11 protein-coding genes, 1 tRNA gene and 1 pseudogene are annotated in these 17717 nt (G+C 71.0%); 10 read left to right on the top strand and 3 right to left on the bottom strand.

All coding sequences use genetic code 11. The features are described 5' to 3' along the window. Positions 1-57 precede the first annotated feature (57 nt). The 9 genes and pseudogenes from ABIE67_RS26115 to ABIE67_RS26155 all read left to right on the top strand — a co-directional run bounded on the left by ABIE67_RS26115 (position 58) and on the right by ABIE67_RS26155 (position 13845). Positions 58-648: a small secreted protein gene (locus ABIE67_RS26115; protein WP_370261951.1), complete on the top strand. Its 591-nt coding sequence runs from the start codon at positions 58-60 to the stop codon at positions 646-648. Positions 649-681: 33 nt separating this feature from the next. Continuing rightward, positions 682-2220 carry a methyltransferase gene (locus ABIE67_RS26120; protein WP_370261953.1) on the top strand — a complete coding sequence of 513 codons (1539 nt, stop codon included), beginning with the start codon at positions 682-684 and terminating at the stop codon, positions 2218-2220. Between the two features lie 447 nt (positions 2221-2667). Further along, positions 2668-2865 (top strand): hypothetical protein, encoded by a 198-nt coding sequence (locus tag ABIE67_RS26125; RefSeq protein WP_370261957.1) that lies wholly within the window; start codon positions 2668-2670, stop codon positions 2863-2865. 247 nt (positions 2866-3112) lie between these two features. Continuing rightward, positions 3113-5971, top strand: coding sequence for a type I DNA topoisomerase (gene topA / locus ABIE67_RS26130; RefSeq protein WP_370261961.1), 2859 nt, complete (start codon positions 3113-3115; stop codon positions 5969-5971). Positions 5972-6159: 188 nt separating this feature from the next. Further along, a complete protein-coding gene (gene tmk / locus ABIE67_RS26135) occupies positions 6160-9423 on the top strand; it encodes a dTMP kinase (protein ID WP_370261963.1) in 3264 nt (1087 codons plus the stop codon). Between the two features lie 246 nt (positions 9424-9669). Then, entirely contained in the window at positions 9670-10875 is a 1206-nt protein-coding gene (locus ABIE67_RS26140; protein ID WP_370261965.1) for a DNA polymerase III subunit delta', read from the top strand. Between the two features lie 128 nt (positions 10876-11003). Next, positions 11004-12651 (top strand): annotated as a pseudogene (locus tag ABIE67_RS26145) (alpha/beta hydrolase). A gap of 215 nt (positions 12652-12866) precedes the next feature. Continuing rightward, positions 12867-12940, top strand: a tRNA-Thr gene (locus ABIE67_RS26150). 248 nt (positions 12941-13188) lie between these two features. Further along, positions 13189-13845, top strand: a complete 657-nt coding sequence (locus ABIE67_RS26155) for a hypothetical protein (RefSeq protein WP_370261967.1) — start codon at positions 13189-13191, stop codon at positions 13843-13845. Between the two features lie 390 nt (positions 13846-14235). Here the strand turns inward: ABIE67_RS26155 and ABIE67_RS26160 are convergent, their stop codons facing one another. From ABIE67_RS26160 to ABIE67_RS26170, 3 genes are all read right to left on the bottom strand, one after another. Beyond that, a complete protein-coding gene (locus ABIE67_RS26160) occupies positions 14236-14748 on the bottom strand; it encodes a hypothetical protein (RefSeq protein ID WP_370261969.1) in 513 nt (170 codons plus the stop codon). A 19-nt stretch (positions 14749-14767) separates the two neighbouring features. Then, positions 14768-15046: a NucA/NucB deoxyribonuclease domain-containing protein gene (locus tag ABIE67_RS26165; protein ID WP_370268959.1), complete on the bottom strand. Its 279-nt coding sequence runs from the start codon at positions 15044-15046 to the stop codon at positions 14768-14770. A 583-nt stretch (positions 15047-15629) separates the two neighbouring features. Next, a complete protein-coding gene (locus tag ABIE67_RS26170; RefSeq protein ID WP_370261971.1) occupies positions 15630-16499 on the bottom strand; it encodes a UbiA family prenyltransferase in 870 nt (289 codons plus the stop codon). A 148-nt stretch (positions 16500-16647) separates the two neighbouring features. On the opposite strand from ABIE67_RS26170, the gene ABIE67_RS26175 reads away from it, so the two are divergent. After that, positions 16648-17715, top strand: a complete 1068-nt coding sequence (locus ABIE67_RS26175) for a type III polyketide synthase (RefSeq protein ID WP_370261973.1) — start codon at positions 16648-16650, stop codon at positions 17713-17715. Positions 17716-17717 lie beyond the last annotated feature (2 nt).

Here is a 17717-nt window from a genome sequence, read left to right on the forward strand (position 1 = left end):
GGCTCCCGCCCGCCGTGTAAGGTCCGTTGGCCGAGAGCCACGGAAGGGACCGAACCGGTGAACAAGAAGCTCGCGGCCGCACTGTCCGGCGGTGCGGTACTGGGACTGGCGCTGACGGGATGCTCGAGCGACGAGGGCAACCCGGAGCTGGACGCCTGGGCCAAGCAGATCTGCGACACGGCGCCCACGCAGAACGCCAAGATCGCGGCGGCCGACGCCGCGATCACGAAGGCGGCCAAGGACAGCCCGCCCGCGGAGCTCCAGAAGGTCGACGCCCAGGCTTTCCAGGACCTCTCCGACGGCTTCAAGGCACGCGCGACCCTCCTCGCGGACGCCGGAGCGCCTCCTGGCGTCGAGGACGGCGCGACGAAGCAGCAGGACGCCATCAAGAAACTCACCGCGCTCTCCGCGAGCTACGCCGACCTGAAGAAGCAGATGGACGGGCTCAACACGAAGGACCAGGGGAAGTTCGCGGCCGGGTTGAGCAAGGTCGGCAAGGACATGAAGGACGTGGTGAGCCAGCGCAAGAGTGCGCTCGACGCCCTGAAGAAGCTGGAATCGAGCGGCGACACCAAGCAGGCGCTGCTGAAGCAGGAGGGCTGCAAGCAGGCAGCCGCCTCGGCGTCCGCGTCGGCCACCGACAGCTGAGCCACCTTCGGGGCGGGCGGGCACAATGAGGGCGTGAGTGACTCCAGCCTGTCTGCCCTGCCCGCCTCCGACCGTCCCGATGTCGCCGCCCTGCTGCGGGAGGCCCTCCTAGTGGCCTCATTCACCGCGGACGGGCTGCTCGAACTGCTCGGTGCGCCCGCGTACACGGCGCTCGCACGGAGCGAGACCGTGCCCGCGCTCCGTGCGACCCGGGGAGACACCCCGCTGGAGGCGCTCGTACGGCTGTTCCTGTTGCAGCAACCCGTGCCGCACGCGCGCGTGGCGGACGTTCTGCCCGTCGACGCGTGCCTGGAGAGCGGGTGGCTGGTCCGGGCCGGCCAGGACTCCGACGACGTCGCCGCGACCGTGGACGTACGACCGTACGGCGGGCCCGGGGGCGAGGACTGGTTCATCGTCTCCGACCTGGGCTGCGCGGTCGGCGGGGCCGGCGGCAGCGGCAGCAACGGCCGCCAGGCGGACACAGCCGTCGTCCTCGGCGTCGGCGGCGCCTCGACGACCCTCGCCGGCATCACCGTCCGTACGCCCGTCGCCTCCGCCCTGGACCTCGGTACGGGTTCCGGCATCCAGGCGCTGCACGCCGCGCAGCACGCCACGCGCGTGACGGCGACCGACCTCAACCCGCGGGCCCTGCACGCCACCGCGCTCACCCTCGCCCTGTCCGGCGCCCCGGCCGCGGATCTGCGGGAGGGCTCGCTGTTCGAGCCGCTCAGGAACGGCGAGACGTACGACCTGATCGTGTCGAACCCGCCCTTCGTCATCTCGCCGGGCGCCCGGCTGACGTACCGCGACGGCGGGATGGGCGGGGACGATCTGTGCCGCTCGATCGTTCAGGGGGCGGGGGAGCGGCTGAACGAGGGCGGGTTCGCGCAGTTCCTCGCCAACTGGCAGCACGTGGAAGGGGAGGACTGGCAGGACAGGCTGCGGTCGTGGGTGCCGCGCGGGTGCGACGCGTGGATCGTGCAGCGCGAGGTCCAGGACGTCACGCAGTACGCCGAGTTGTGGCTCAGGGACGCCGGTGACCACCGGGGTGACGTGGCCGAGTACCAGGCGCGGTACGACGCATGGCTGGACGAGTTCGAGGCGCGCAAGGTGAAGGCCGTCGGGTTCGGGTGGATCACCCTGCGCAAGGCGTCGGCCGCCGTGCCCTCGATCACCGCGGAGGAATGGCCGCATCCGGTCGAGCAGCCGCTCGGGGAGGCGGTCCGGGAGCACTTCGACCGGCTCGACTACCTGCGCGCCCGCGATGACGCGGCCCTGCTGGAGGACCACTTCAGGCTCGTCGGCGAGATCGTGCAGGAGCAGATCGGGCTGCCCGGCGCCGAGGACCCGGAGCACGTGGTGCTGCGCCAGCATCGCGACATGCGCCGGGCGACCCAGGTGGACACGGTCGGCGCGGGCTTCGCGGGCGTGTGCGACGGCTCGCTGAGCGCGGGCCGGATCCTGGACGCGATCGCCCAACTGATGGGCGAGGACCCGGTGATGCTGCGCGACCGTACGCCCGCGCAGATCCGGCTGCTGGTGGAGCAGGGGTTCCTCGAACCGGCGCGGTGACCCCGCCGGGGCTCTGCCGAGGGCTCCGCCGCTGAGTGCGTCCGTGGAAAAGTGACCGACCAGGTGCTCGGCACCGTTGGCAAGAGGACGCGCTCATCCCGCTGATCGACTGCGTAGCCGAACCGCGCACCGGCCCCGCACGGACACGATCAAGCGTCCGGCGAAATGAGCCACAGGAAGAGCTCCGAGTCCGTCACCGTGCTGTGGGCGACAAATTCAGACGATCTCCAGCACCGGGTCCGGGGTGTGATCCGTCTACGGAGGTCGGTGAGGGCGCCGGGTTCTGTGGGGCTGCTGTGGCCGCTGGGTCCCCAGTTCCTCAGGGCCCGGCGAGTCCACAGCCGTGTCGGTCCCGCGTTCACCCGAGGTTCGCCTGTGCGCCGCCCGCGCGTGACAGCCTCGCCGGGCTGGGCGCTCTCGGACGGGAGAAAAGGGGCAAGCGGAACCATGGAAAGTGGACCGGCGATCTTCGCTGGGGTCGTGTTCGCCCTGTTCGGCGGTGGGCTGATGGCGTGGACCGCGGTCCGGGTCCGGCAGCGCCGGCCCGTCGCCGACGGTGTGAGTCCCGTCGCATCCGCGACGCTCGCGGGCCTTGTCTCGGTGATCGCGCTGTTCCTCGGAACATGGTGCTTCACCCGACTCTGAGAACGGCCTGCGAGCTGCGCGGCCGATAATTGGGAGGGCCTCTTCCGGAAAGCTCGAAAAGGCCGGTGGGTACTCCGGGCGGCAGGAATGGCGGAAGTCGGGTTACCGTTCGAGTGGCCGTTGCGGGCTTTTCCCGTTTGACAACGGGGCGGGATGTACCGTCACACTCCGCAGCGTCACCACCACCCGACCCCGGGCGCATCCGACCCTGGGGAGGCCCCAGCGTCGACCGGAGAGAAGAGCGAAGTTGTCCCCGACCAGCGAGACCGCACAGGGCGGCCGCCGACTCGTCATCGTCGAGTCGCCTGCCAAGGCGAAGACGATCAAGGGCTACCTGGGCCCCGGCTACGTAGTCGAAGCGAGCGTCGGGCACATCCGCGACCTCCCCAACGGCGCCGCGGAGGTGCCGGAGAAGTACACCGGTGAGGTCCGCCGCCTCGGTGTGGACGTCGAGCACGACTTCGAGCCCATCTATGTCGTCAATGCCGACAAGAAGGCCCAGGTCAAGAAGCTCAAGGACCTCCTGAAGGAGTCCGACGAGCTCTTCCTCGCCACCGATGAGGACCGCGAGGGCGAGGCCATCGCGTGGCACCTCCAGGAAGTGCTCAAGCCCAAGGTCCCGGTCAAGCGGATGGTCTTCCACGAGATCACCAAGGCCGCGATCCAGGCCGCCGTCGCCAATCCCCGCGAGCTGAACCAGAAGCTGGTCGACGCCCAGGAGACCCGCCGCATCCTCGACCGTCTCTACGGCTACGAGGTCTCGCCGGTCCTGTGGAAGAAGGTCATGCCGCGCCTGTCGGCCGGCCGCGTCCAGTCCGTCGCCACCCGACTCGTCGTGGAGCGGGAACGCGAGCGCATCGCGTTTCGTTCTGCTGAGTACTGGGACCTGACGGGCACCTTCGCGACCGGCCGCGCGGGAGACTCGTCGGACCCGTCGTCGCTGGTCGCCCGCCTGCAGACCGTCGACGGCAGGCGGGTCGCGCAGGGTCGCGACTTCGACTCCCTGGGACAACTCAAGAGCGCGAACACCCTCCACCTCGACGAGGCGAACGCCCGCGCCCTCGCCGCCGCCCTGGAGCAGACGCAGTTCGCCGTCCGGTCCGTCGAGTCCAAGCCCTACCGCCGCTCGCCGTACGCCCCGTTCCGTACGACGACGATGCAGCAGGAGGCCAGCCGCAAGCTCGGCTTCGGCGCGAAGGCCACCATGCAGGTCGCGCAGAAGCTGTACGAGAACGGCTACATCACGTACATGCGTACGGACTCCACGACGCTGAGCGACACCGCCGTCGCGGCCGCCCGCGCCCAGGTCACGCAGCTCTACGGCGCCGACTACCTGCCGTCGGCCCCGCGGACGTACGCCGGGAAGGTCAAGAACGCGCAGGAGGCGCACGAGGCGATCCGCCCCTCCGGCGACCGCTTCCGCACGCCTGCCGAGACCGGACTGACCGGCGACCAGTTCAAGCTCTACGAGCTGATCTGGAAGCGGACCGTCGCCTCCCAGATGAAGGACGCGACCGGTAACTCCGTCACGGTCAAGATCGGCGGCACGGCGGCCGACGGCCGGGATGTCGAGTTCAGCGCGTCCGGCAAGACGATCACCTTCCACGGCTTCCTGAAGGCCTACGTCGAGGGCGCCGACGACCCGAACGCCGAGCTGGACGACCGCGAGCGCCGGCTGCCGCAGGTCAACGAGGGCGACGCGCTCAGCGCCGAGGAGATCACGGTCGACGGGCACGCCACCAAGCCCCCGGCCCGCTACACCGAGGCGTCGTTGGTCAAGGAGCTGGAAGAGCGGGAGATCGGCCGCCCGTCGACGTACGCGTCGATCATCGGCACGATCCTCGACCGCGGCTATGTCTTCAAGAAGGGCACGGCACTCGTCCCGTCCTTCCTGTCCTTCGCCGTGGTCAACCTCCTGGAGAAGCACTTCGGGCGGCTCGTCGACTACGACTTCACCGCCAAGATGGAGGACGACCTCGACCGCATCGCCCGCGGCGAGGCCCAGTCCGTGCCGTGGCTGAAGCGGTTCTACTTCGGCGAGACCGTGCCCGACAGCGGCTTCGCCGCGGGGGGCGGGGGCGGCGCCGCCGACGCCGGCAACGGCGACGGGGACCACCTCGGTGGCCTCAAGGAGCTGGTGACCGACCTGGGCGCGATCGACGCGCGCGAGGTGTCGTCGTTCCCGGTGGGCAACGGCATCGTGCTCCGGGTCGGGCGTTACGGCCCGTACATCGAGCGTGGCGAGAAGGACACGGAAGGCCACCAGCGGGCCGACATCGCCGACGATCTGGCGCCCGACGAACTGACCCTCCAGATGGCCGAGGAACTGCTCGCCGCGCCGAGCGGCGACTTCGAGCTGGGCACCGACCCGGCCTCGGGTCACGAGATCGTCGCGAGGAAGGGCCGCTACGGCCCGTACGTCACCGAGGTGCTCCCCGAGGGCACCCCGAAGACCGGCAAGAACGCCGTGAAGCCGCGTACGGCCTCGCTGTTCAAGTCGATGTCCCTGGACACGGTGACGCTGGAGGAAGCCCTCAAGCTGATGTCCCTGCCGCGGGTCGTCGGCGCCGACGCCGAGGGCCAGGAGATCACCGCGCAGAACGGGCGCTACGGGCCGTACCTGAAGAAGGGCACGGACTCGCGCTCGCTGCAGACCGAGGACCAGCTCTTCACGATCACCCTCGAAGAGGCGCTGGAGATCTACTCCCAGCCCAAGCAGCGTGGCCGGGCCGCCGCCAAGCCGCCGCTGAAGGAACTGGGCACGGACCCGGTCAGCCAGAAGCCGGTCGTGGTCAAGGACGGTCGCTTCGGGGCGTACGTCACCGACGGGGAGACCAACGCGACGCTGCGCTCCGGCGACAGCGTCGAGGAGATCACCCCGGAGCGCGGCTACGAGCTGCTCGCCGAGAAGCGGGCCAAGGCTCCCGCCAAGAAGACGGCGAAGAAGACCACCGCGAAGAAGACGACCGCCAAGAAGGCCGCCCCGGCCAAGAAGACGGCCGCCAAGAAGACCGCGGCGAAGACGACGACGGCCGCGAAGAAGACGACGGCGAAGAAGACCACCGCGAAGAAGACGGCGGCTTCGAAGTCGGCGAGCGAGGACTGAGCAGCCCTCTCTCCGAGGGCCGATCGGTCACCATGAGGGCCAACCGGGCTCTTTCGGAGCCCGGTTGAGGGTCCGGTTCTTCACTTTCGGTTCGCAAAACGAACGCCTCGGCATCAGTTTGGTGTCGAGGCGCGCGTACGTTCGGGCGCGCGCGCCGGGCTGTCGGTGGCTCCCGATAGGCTGAAAGCATGACGCGAGCCGAGCAGCCAACGGCCCCCAGCACCACCTCCGACGACGCCTTCGCAGCGGACTCCCGCGAGCGCGCTGTCCGCGCCCTGCTGCGCCGACCGCAGCTGAAGCGGCTGTGGAGCGCGCAGTTGGTGGGCGGTATCGGCGACATCCTGGCGCTCCTGGTGCTGGTCCTGCTGGCACTTCAGGCGGCGATCACCGAGGGGGCGTTCGGCGGCGGGTATCGAGGCGTGGCGTTCGCAGTGGCGACCGTCTTCGGGGTGCGCATCCTCGCGACGCTTCTCTTCGGCGCCGTACTCCTCGGCCCGCTGACGTCGCTCACCTCCCAGGAGGGTCCGCTCGACCGGCGCTGGACCATGGTCGGCGCGGACGGTCTGCGGGCCGCCCTGCTGATCGTCGCGCCCCTGTGGATCGACTGGACGCCGGACAACGCGCTGGCCGTCCTGCTGGTCACGGTCTTCGTGTCCGGCGTGGCCGAGCGTTTCTGGACGGTGTGCCGGGAGAGCGCGGCGCCCGCGCTGCTGCCGCCCCCGCCGCCGGAGGGCGCGACGGTACGACCGCTGCCGGACCACATGGACGCCCTGCGCCGCCTGTCGCTGCGTACGGGTTTCGTGGCGATCCCCGTGGCCGCCGCCGCACTCGTCGCCGCCGCCCTGCTCAACAACCTGCTCGGCACCGGACTCGACTGGTTCGACCAGCACCAGGCGGCCCTCGCCTCGTATGTCGCGGCCGGACTCTTCGCCGCCTCCCTGTCCGTGCTGACCTTCCTGGAGCTGCCCGACACGCGCACCCCGCGCGCGCGGTCGCCGCTGGAGGGCCTGCGCCGCCCCAAGACGGGCTCGGGCGTCGACAAGGGCCGTACCGGCGCGATCCCGCTGCTGGTGACGGCGTGCGCGGCCGTCGCCGGAGCGGTGTCCGCCGGGGTCGCCGTGGCCGTGCTGCACGCCAAGGACCTGGGCGGCGGCCCGGTGCTGTACGGCCTGCTGGTGCTCGCGCTGACCGGCGGAGTCGTCGTCGGCATCCGTACGGCGCCCGCCGTGCTGCCGTCCCTGTCGCGGCGTCGGCTGCTGGCCCTGGCGATCGCCTTCACCGGCATCGCGCTGCTGGCCGCGGGACTCGTCCCGGACGTCACCACCGTGCTGCTGATCATCGCGCTCGCCGGGATCGGCGCGGGCACGGCCGCCAACACCGGGCACACCCTGCTCGACCAGGAGGCCGAGGAATTCCGGCGCCCGCGCACGACGGAGCACCTCCACGCGGTCGTACGCGTGTGCGTGGCGCTCGGCGCGGTGATCGCGCCGCTGGTGGCCGCGCTCATCGGGCCGCACCGGCTGGAGAGCGGCAAGTTCGTCTTCGCGCACGGCGGTGCAGCGTTCACGCTGATGCTGGCCGGGGCGCTGCTGCTGCCGGTGGCCGCGCTCGTGCTGGCCAAGGTCGACGACCGTTCCGGCGTGCCGCTGAGGCAGGACCTGCGCGACGCGCTGCTCGGCGGGGACGACCCGGAGCAGGTGCCCGTGACGACCGGCTTCTTCATCGCCTTGGAGGGCGGCGACGGCGCCGGGAAGTCCACCCAGGCCGAGGCGCTCGCCGAGTGGATCCGGGGCAAGGGACATGAGGTCGTCGTCACGCGCGAGCCTGGAGCGACGCCGGTCGGCAAGCGGCTGCGGTCGATCCTGCTGGACGTGTCCAGCGCGGGCCTGTCGCACCGGGCCGAGGCGCTGCTGTACGCGGCGGACCGCGCGGAGCACGTCGACACGGTGGTCCGGCCCGCGCTGGAGCGCGGCGCGGTCGTCATCTCGGACCGGTACGTCGACTCCTCGGTCGCCTACCAGGGGGCGGGCCGTGACCTGTCCCCCACAGAGATCGCCCGCATCAACCGCTGGGCCACGAACGGACTGGCGCCCCACCTGACCGTGCTGCTGGACGTCTCGCCGGAGATCGCCCGCGAGCGGTTCACCGAGGCGCCCGACCGGCTGGAGTCGGAGCCGGCGGAGTTCCACGCGCGCGTGCGCTCCGGGTTCCTCACGCTGGCCGCGGCCGACCCCGGGCGCTACCTGGTGGTGGACGCGGGCCAGGAGCCCGAGGCGGTGACGACGGTCGTCCGGCACCGGCTCGACCAGATGCTGCCGCTGTCCGAGGCCGAGATCCAGGCCCAGGAGGAGGCTAGGCGCAAGGCCGAGGAGGAAGCCCGCCGCAAGGCCGAGGAAGAGGCCGCACGCAAGGCCGAGGAGGAGCGCCTGGAGCGCGAGCGCCAGGAGCAGCTCGCCCGGCTGCGCGCCGAGGAGGAGGAGCGCAAGCGGCGCGAGCTGGAGGAGGCGCAGCGGCGCGAGGCCGAACGACAGGCGGAGGAGGCCCGGCTGCGGGCCGAGGAAGCACGTCGACGGGCCGAGGAGGAGCGGCAGCGGCTCCTCGCGGAGGAGAAGGCGCGCGCCGAGGAGGAAGCGCGCCGCAAGGCCGAGGAGGAACGCCGCCGCAAGCAGGCCGAGGAAGAGGCCCGGCTGCGGGCCGAGGCGGAGGCACTCCGCCTGGAGAAGCAGCGCAAGGCCGAGGAGGCCCTGCTGCGGGCCGAGGAGGCACGACGGCTCGCGGAGCAGGCGGCCGCGCAGGCCCAGGCGGGACCGAGGCCGACGGTGTCCGGGACCGGGGCTGCCCCGGGGGACGCGATGACGGTTCCCACGCCGGTGGTGACGCCGGGGAAGGCGCCGGGCGGGGCGTCGGACGAGACGACCGTGTTGCGGCCGGTGCGTGGTGAGGAGCCGCGGGAGACGGGTGACGAGCGCTCCTCCGGTGACGGTCGTTCCCGTGACCGTGCCTCTGGTGGCAGTGCTTCCGGTGGCCGTGTTTCCGGGGAGTCCGAATCCGAGGTGACGACGAAGCTGCCGCAGCCGCCGACGCCTTCGGGTGTGGCGGACGAGACGGCGGTGCTGCCGCCGGTGGTGCCCGGTGCCGCCGATGAGACCGCTGTGCTGCCGCCGGTTCCTCCGGGGGCTGCCGATGAGACGGCGGTTTTGCCCGCCGTGTCGGGGGAGGAGCGCGCGGATCGGGTTCCGCCGGGGTACTTCCGCGACGAGGCCCGGGACGAAGAACGTACGCGCGAGATGCCGCAGGTCGACGAGGCGGGGATGCCTCGGCGCAGGGCTCGGTCCGACTGGGCCGAGGAGACGCCGCTGGACGACCTGCCCACGCTGGCGGACGAGCTGCTGGGGCCGCGCGAGGACGAGTACGACGAGGACGGGGGCCGGGGGCGGGGTCGGCGGCGCTGAGGTCGGACGCCGAGGTTGGGTGGCGCTGAGCTCGGGTGGCACCGAGGTCGGGGCGGCGTTGAGGCCGGCTGCGCTGAGGCCGACTGGTCAGCCGGGCCGGGCCGGGCCGGTTCGGTGCGCGGCGGGGGACGGGCGCTGGTCGGCGTCGGGCGGGTGCCGGCTCCGCCCGCTTCGGCACCCGTTGTCAGTGCCGCCCCGCACAATGGATCCCGCACCGCGAAATGTGAACGAAGGGCGGGGTGACCCATGAGCGTGTGGGACGACCTGGTGGGGCAGGCGAGGGTGAGCGAGCAGCTGGACGCTGCCGCTCGGGACGCTGACGCTCTTGTCACCGCCGCTGCCACCGACGCGCCGCCCCCCGAGGCGTCCAAGATGACGCACGCCTGGTTGTTCACGGGCCCGCCCGGGGCGGGGCGGAACCAAACGGCGCGGGCCTTCGCCGCCGCGCTGCAGTGCGTCAGCCCCGATCGGGCGCTGGGCGGCGCCCCCGGATGCGGGTTCTGCGACGGGTGCCATACGGCGCTCGTCGGCACGCACGCCGACGTCACGACCGTCGCCGCCGTAGGCACCCAGATCCTCGCCGACGACATGCGGGACACGGTCCGCAAGTCGTTCACCTCACCGGCGAACGGCCGCTGGCAGATCATCCTCGTCGAGGACGCGGAGCGGCTGAACGAGAAGTCGGCCAACGCCGTCCTGAAAGCGGTCGAGGAGCCCGCCCCCCGCACGGTCTGGCTGCTCTGCGCGCCCTCCCTGGAGGACGTCCTGCCCACCATCCGCTCCCGCTGCCGCCACCTGAACCTGAGCACGCCCTCGGTCGACGCCGTCGCCGACATGCTCGTACGGCGGGAAGGCATCGAGCCCGAGGTCGCCGCCGCCACGGCCCGCGCCACCCAGGGCCACGTCGACCGGGCCCGCCGCCTGGCCACCGACCCGGCCGCCCGCGACCGCCGGGCCGCCGTCCTCAAGCTGCCCCTCCGGCTCGGTGACATCGGCGGCTGTCTGAAGGCCGCGCAGGAGCTCGTGGACGCCGCCGCCGAGGACGCCAAGCAGCTCGCCGAGGAGATCGACGGCAAGGAGACCGAGGAGCTGAAGGCAGCGCTGGGCGCGGCCCAGGGCGGTCGGATGCCGCGCGGCACGGCGGGCGTGATGAAGGATCTGGAGGACAAGCAGAAGCGGCGCCGTACGCGGACACAGCGCGACAGCCTCGACCTCGCCCTGACCGACCTCACCGCCTTCTACCGCGACGTCCTCGCCCTGCAGCTGGGCTCCCGCGTCGCCCTCGCCAACACCGACGCCGAGGACGCCCTGGAGCGTCTCGCCCGCGACAGCGTCCCGGAGTCCACACTCCGCCGTATCGAGGCGATTGCCGCCTGCCGCGACGCCCTCGACCGCAATGTGGCGCCGCTGCTGGCGGTGGAGGCGATGACCATGGCGCTGAGAGCGGGCTGACCAGGCCGGGCAGGGCTCGCCGGGGGCAGGGCGGCCCGGCCATCAACCGAAGGTTGACCGTGTAACACGTACGAGCCGCGGTGTGCACGCACGGCATCCAAACCACTGCGCAGAGTTACGCTCGCCTGATGTACACCAGGCGCAGCTCTCCAGCCGGCTCAGTCGCTATTTCCAGCGGGCAGGGCCCACGCAGCCCACGCAACCGTCGCTCGAACCCCCGGCGAGCCGGCACGGTCGGCACTTTCCTCGCCGCCGCCGCGCTGCTCGTCTCCGCCTGCACCTCGGGCAGCGTGACCAGCGAGGTCACGAAGTCGGGGAGCCCGGCGGCGGGGGGCGGCGCTGGCCGCGCTGCCGCGGTCGACGCCGACCGCGCTCGCGCCGTACTACGCGCAGAAGCTGACCTGGCGCAGCTGCGGGGTGCCCGGTTTCCAGTGCGCCACGATGAAGGCGCCGCTCGACTACGCGAAGCCGGACGCCGGGGAAACCCGGCTCGCCGTGGCCCGCAAGAAGGCGACGGGACCGGGCGAGCGGCTCGGGTCGCTGCTCGTGAACCCGGGCGGCCCCGGAGGCTCGGCAATCGGTTACCTCCAGCAGTACGCGGGGATCGGCTACCCCGCCGGGGTGCGGGCCCAGTACGACATGGTCGCGGTCGACCCGCGCGGAGTCGCGCGCAGCGAGCCGGTCGAATGCCTCGGCGGCCGGGCGATGGACGCGTACACGCAGACGGACTTCACGCCCGACGACGCCAAGGAGGCCGGCCGGCTCGTCGCCGCGTACAAGAAGTTCGCGGAAGGCTGCGGCGCGGACGCGGCCGGCCTGCTCCGGCATGTCTCCACCGCCGAGGCGGCCCGGGACATGGACGTCCTGCGGGCGGTGCTGGGGGACGAGAAGCTGACGTATGTGGGGGCGTCGTACGGCACCTTCCTCGGGGCGACGTATGCCGGGCTCTTCCCTGACCGGGTGGGCCGGCTGGTCCTGGACGGGGGCATGGACCCCTCCCTGCCCGCCCGCCGGTTGAACCTCGACCAGACGGCGGGCTTCGAGACGGCGTTCCAGGCATTCGCGCGCGACTGCGTGCGCCAGCGGGACTGTCCGCTGGGCAAGAAAGTGAGCGACGTCGGCAAGAACCTCAAGGCCTTCTTCGAGAAGCTGGACGCCCGGCCCATCCCGACGGGCGACGCGGACGGCCGTGAGCTCGGCGAGTCCCTCGCCACCACCGGCGTGATCGCGGCGATGTACGACGAGGGCGCGTGGCCGCAGCTGCGCGACGCGCTGTCCGCGGCGATGCGGGAGAACGACGGAGCGGGCCTCCTCGTCCTCTCCGACAGCTACTACGAGCGCGACGCGGAGGGCCGCTACACGAACCTGATGTTCGCCAACGCGGCCGTGAACTGCGTGGACCTCCCGCCGGCCTTCTCCACCCCCGACGAGGTCCGCAGGTCCCTCCCCACCTTCGAAAAGGCGTCCCCCGTCTTCGGCGAGGGCCTCGCCTGGGCCACCCTGAACTGCGCGTACTGGCCGGTGGCGCCCACCGGTGAGCCGCACCGCATCGAGGCGAGGGGCGCGGCGCCGATCGTCGTGGTCGGCACCACCCGCGACCCGGCGACCCCCTACCGCTGGGCCCAGTCCCTCTCCCGCCAGCTCTCCTCCGCCCGCCTCCTCACCTACGAGGGCGACGGCCACACCGCGTACGGGCGGGGCAGCACCTGCATCGACCGGACGATCAACGCGTATCTCCTGCGGGGGACGCCGCCGAGCCGGGACAAGCGATGCTGATGACCTGACCTGACCTGACCTGACCTGACCTGACCTGACCGGTACCGGCAGACGGTACTGACAGTGGGCGCCGACCGCCGCCGAGAACCGCCCCGGAGCGCCGCGCTCCGGGGCCGGGCGGGGGCTGGGAGGGCCCTGGAGGGGCTGGTACGGAGCACCTCGGAAACTGTGTAGACTTACCGACGTTGCTGATCGCACCATGGTGCGGACGGCGTGCCGCCTTAGCTCAGATGGCCAGAGCAACGCACTCGTAATGCGTAGGTCTCGGGTTCGAATCCCGAAGGCGGCTCTTCCGGAACCCCGGGTCAGACGCACCTGACCTGGGGTTTGTCTTGTTTCGAGGCGCTGTCGGGCCGACGCTGTCCCGTCGGTCCGTGCCGCCGGGTCCAAGGGGTGCGCGAGGGGAGCGCATCAGCGCAGAGCGTGTGCGCGGGGGGTGCGCGAGAGGAGCGGCGGCTGTGCCGTCGGAGGCCCGACGAGACTTCCTGGCGAGCAAGCAGGTTTTGTAGAAACGCTCCAACCCGCGCTTCTAGGCTGGTGGCCGTGGCGGATCCATTGGACACTCTCCCGTTCAAGACCCTGGTGGCGCAGGTGGGCGCTGTACTGCTGACCCACGGAGTCGAGGTCGAGGCGACGTCGGTGCGCGGCGTGGCGGCGCACCTCGTCGAAGTCATGGCTCAGCGGATCGGCATGGACCAGGAAGAAGCCGTCCATCTGGTGACTCCAGAAGCCGTCGCGGAGATCATCGTGAAAGCGGCGAGAGAAGAGGACCAAGGCGTCTCCAGCCCGCATGCCATGTGGCCGGTCCGGATCGAGGACCGCACCGTCAGTGCCCCCGTCGTGTCAATCGGCCACTTGGTCATGGCCGCCTCGCAGGCCGGCAAGTACGCGGGCCTCAACGACGACGGGGCGGCTGCGGCTCACCTCCTGGATCTCGCTACCGAGATTGGCGCGGCCCTCGTGGAGAACCACGCCGACGGGGCGCAGAGATCTCCATGGGCGTGCTGGACGAACGGGCTGAGCTGGTCGACACCGTGGCTGACCAAGTCGAGACGAGCGGATGGAGCATCTGTCCCTGTGGCGATGACCATGGTCAGCACGCGGTGGATGCCGGGACGGTCCCGGTTATGCGCCATCACGCTGCACTGGCCCGCGATCTCCGTGAACAGGTTGACGGATAGAGAGTTTGCGTAGACGCGTATACATTCAGCTGACGCGGTGCAGCTTGGTGCCACCCCAGAACCGGCCACCCCCGTAACGGCTGTCACTGTCGGGTATCACTGCTTCGAACCATGTGGCCGGCAGCCGGAAGCGACTGGGAGGCCAGCCGTTAGAACGGGCGATGGTCACGATGCTCGCGTCAATGAGCTGTAGGAAGACCGCGGTGATGCCTCCCTCTGTCACCGCCCGCACCTCCCCGCCGCCTGGCGGGGATGCCGCCCGCATGACCAGCCAAGATCAGCAATGCCTCGCCGCGGCAGCCCTCATGATCTGGCTTCGTTCGTGATCGCCAGGACGCTCCCTAATCGGCCTCGCTGAACGTACGCGAGGCCCCCGCAGCAGAGCCCCTTCTATTGATCATCGTCATCGATGGGTTCGGGCTTGCGGGTGTAGGCGAGGTCGAGGACGTAGCGTTCGGTGACGGGGCAGTTGTTCCAGGCTTCGGTGAGCTGGTCTTCGGGGGGCGTCGGTGAGTTGGTCGAGGGTGGTGTTGTAGTAGTCGGCTGCTGCTTGGCGGTTCTGCCACCAGGCGTGGCCTTCGTAGACGCCGGGGCGGGGCAGGGTGATCTCGCCGGCGGGTCCTCGGCCGAGTTGACCGATGACCAGGATGCCTGTTTCGGATTCCAGGCTGACGTCGGTGTGGCCTTCGGCCTCGGCGGGCGGGGCGGGTGGTGTGTCCCAGATGCGGATCGTCATCTGGACTTTCATGTCCGGTTGCAGGCTGAGGAGGTACAGGTGGTAGCCGTTGCCGGCCACCACCTGTGTCTCCGCGGCGTCCATGGCTGCTTCGTCGCCGAGGTAGGCGTCCGCGTCGTAGACCTCCAGCACGCGGCGGCCGGGGGTGGCGGTGACGTTGTGTTCGGCGAGAAGCGCCATGGTCAGTGGTGTCTTCCTGCTAGTTGGTGATCTTCACGTAGAAGGGGTCGCCGTCCAGGACGCGGTTGAGGGTGTACATCTCGTTGAGGCGCTCTTCGCCCTTGCGGTTGTCCTTACCGTCGATCAGCCGGACGGAGAAGCGGTTGTCGCCCTTGGTGGACCTCTCCTTGGTCGAGGCGAAGGGGTACTCGTCGCACTCCAGGCCGCTGCCGGCGTAGTCGCCCCAGACCTTCTTGCATTCCTTGATGGACTTCTTGCGATTGTCTTCGATCTTCTTCGGATCGACGACTCGGCGCAGGGGTTCCTTCGATCCCGGAACGCTCTTACCGGGCCAGGAGGGTGAGTGGTCACAGGGGAACCTGCAGTCACACCCTTCCCAACCTGTCCGTTAATAAGATGAGTTGACTAAATCTCGACGCGTGACCCGCGTCACGCCAATCACAGCGAACGCACAGGTAGCTTTAGCCCGCGACGCGTCAGCAGCCCACTCACGGCAACCCGTTTCCAGATTCCGTGATGAGACGTCAGGTTGCAGGTGTGCCCGGGCGGTCGCACCCGGCTCACGGTCCACGAAGCCGTTCGTCCCGATGGGGCGCAGGTGGCTTACCCGTACGTCGCGAGGGCAAATTGCCCTCCTGGGTCGACAGAGGTCACAGCGCCTGTGACGGGATGCTCGTCCAGCGGGCGCGAAGTGATTCCTCCAACTCGGCGTTCGGGGCGAAGGATTGGTCATCGATGGCAGTGATCGATGGATCGTACGGATGTGCCCTGACCTGCTGTTTTCGTGGATTGACTGATGCCTGGTCAGTTCCGGCTGCTCGTGGGTGCGCGAGGGGAGCGCGTCAGTGCCTCAGGGGTGCGGCAGGCGGGGTATACGGCGGTCAGGCGATTCCGGTGCCGCGCAGCAGCAGTAACGTCACGTCCACCGCCGCCACGGCGACCGCCGCCGCGAACGCCAACCGCTCCCAGCGGCGTCCCAGCACCGTCCCCACCGTCGCGATCAGAGCGGTCACCACGAGCACTGCCCATCCCCACCTGCCGGGTGGCCCGGCAGGACCCAGCACCAGGACCGCGGACGCGGCCACCAGCGGCACCGGCAGCAGCAGCCGTGCGCCGTCCGGGCCCAGCCGGTGCGGCCATCCCCGTATGCCCGTCGCCAGATCCCCGCGGATGTCCGGCAGTACGTCACCCAGATGGGCGCCGACCCCCAGCAGCGCCCCGGCGGTGACGACCCACCAGGCCGGCCAGGGGTGCCTCGGCAGCCCCAGCGCCACGAATGCCGGGAGCGCGGCGAAACCCACCGCGTACGGCGCCCAGGACCATGCTGTCGCCTTGAGCCGCAGGTCGTACGCCCACGCCGCCGCCACCCCGGCCAGGTGAACGGCGCCCGCCCACAGGCCACAGGCGAGCGAGAGCGGCACGCACAGCGCCAGCGCGGCATACGCGGCCACCCACACCTCCGCCACGCCGACCGTGCCGTCGACAACGGGTTTGCCCCGACGGCCGACCGCGATGTCCCGGCGCGCGTCGAACGCATCGTTGCACCAGCCGACGGACAGCTGCCCGGTCAGCACAGCGGCGCCGGTCAGCACACAACGCGCGGCGCCCTGGCCGGCGGTCACGGCCAGCCCGGCCATCAAGGTGGTGACCGCCACCACGGGCCCGGGGTGGCACGACCCGGCCAGACCAGCCACCCGGGCGGCCCAACTCGCCTCGGGGCCGCCGGTCGTCGACTGCTCGGGAGTGCCCACCCGGCCGATCGTAGGCGCCCGGGCCCACCCGGCCGGCAAACGCGCCCCGAGGGCGAACGGCCGGACGGGCGATTCATGGTGTCGAAACTCCGGACAGGGGAACACGTGGGAAGCAACTCACCCGAGTCGGTAACCGGACGGGAACCATATGACGCGGATCGCCGCCGTTCACGGTGCCCTCGCACCGCACCGCCGCACCCAGTCCGAGATCACCGACATGGTGGCCCGCACCTGTCTTCCCGAGGGCACCGGCCGCCAGGTCCTGGACCGGCTGCACCGCAGCGCGCAGGTCGGCTCGCGTCACATGACGCTGCCGCTCGAACAGTACGGGGAACTGGACGGATTCGGTGCCGCCAACGACGCCTTCATCGCCGCCGCCACCGGCCTGGGCGCCAAGGCCGTCCGGGGCGCTCTGCGCACGGCCGGCCTGACCGCCGCCGACGTGGACCTGCTGATCTTCACCTCCGTCACCGGCATCGCCACCCCCTCGATCGACGCACGGCTGGTCGGCCGGCTCGGACTGCGGCCGGACGTCAAACGACTGCCCCTGTTCGGCCTGGGCTGTGCCGGCGGCGCCGCCGGCCTGGCCCGTATGCACGACTACCTGCTGGGCCGGCCCGACCACGTGGCGGTGCTGCTGTCGGTCGAACTGTGCTCGCTCACCTTCCAGCGCAACGACGCCTCCATGGCCAACCTGGTCGCCACCGCACTGTTCGGCGACGGCGCCGCCGCGGTCGTCGCCTGCGGTGGGAACCGCCCGGGCCGCCCGGACGAGACCGTCGGCCCGACGATCGTGGACACCCGCAGCCACCTGTACCCGGACACCGGACGCGTCATGGGCTGGGACATCAAGGACACCGGCTTCCAGGTCGTCCTCGACCCGCAGGTCCCCGAGGTCGTACGCCGTTACCTCGCCGATGACGTCGAGGGGTTCCTCGGCGACCACGGGATCAAGCCGAAGGACGTGACCGCCTGGGTGTGCCACCCCGGCGGCCCCAAGGTCCTGGAAGCCGTCACCGAGGCCCTCGACCTGCCCGACGACGCACTCGATGTGACCTGGCGTCACCTGGCCGACGTGGGCAACCTGTCCTCGTCATCGGTGCTCCACGTACTGCGCGACACCCTGGCCCAACGCCGCCCGCCGCCGGGCACCCCGGGTCTGCTGCTGGCGATGGGGCCCGGCTTCGCCTGCGAACTCGTCCTGCTGCGCTGGTAGTT

This window comes from Streptomyces sp. V4I8 (assembly GCF_041261225.1).
GTDB lineage: Bacteria > Actinomycetota > Actinomycetes > Streptomycetales > Streptomycetaceae > Streptomyces.

Excerpts from the sequence above, each read along its gene's own strand:
- ABIE67_RS26125 (WP_370261957.1), top strand. The coding sequence starts at position 2,668 with ATGGAAAGTGGACCGGCGATCTTCGCTGGGGTCGTGTTCGCCCTGTTC.
- tmk (WP_370261963.1), top strand. The coding sequence starts at position 6,160 with ATGACGCGAGCCGAGCAGCCAACGGCCCCCAGCACCACCTCCGACGAC.
- ABIE67_RS26140 (WP_370261965.1), top strand. The coding sequence starts at position 9,670 with ATGAGCGTGTGGGACGACCTGGTGGGGCAGGCGAGGGTGAGCGAGCAG.
- ABIE67_RS26160 (WP_370261969.1), bottom strand. The coding sequence starts at position 14,748 with ATGGCGCTTCTCGCCGAACACAACGTCACCGCCACCCCCGGCCGCCGC.
- ABIE67_RS26175 (WP_370261973.1), top strand. The coding sequence starts at position 16,648 with ATGACGCGGATCGCCGCCGTTCACGGTGCCCTCGCACCGCACCGCCGC.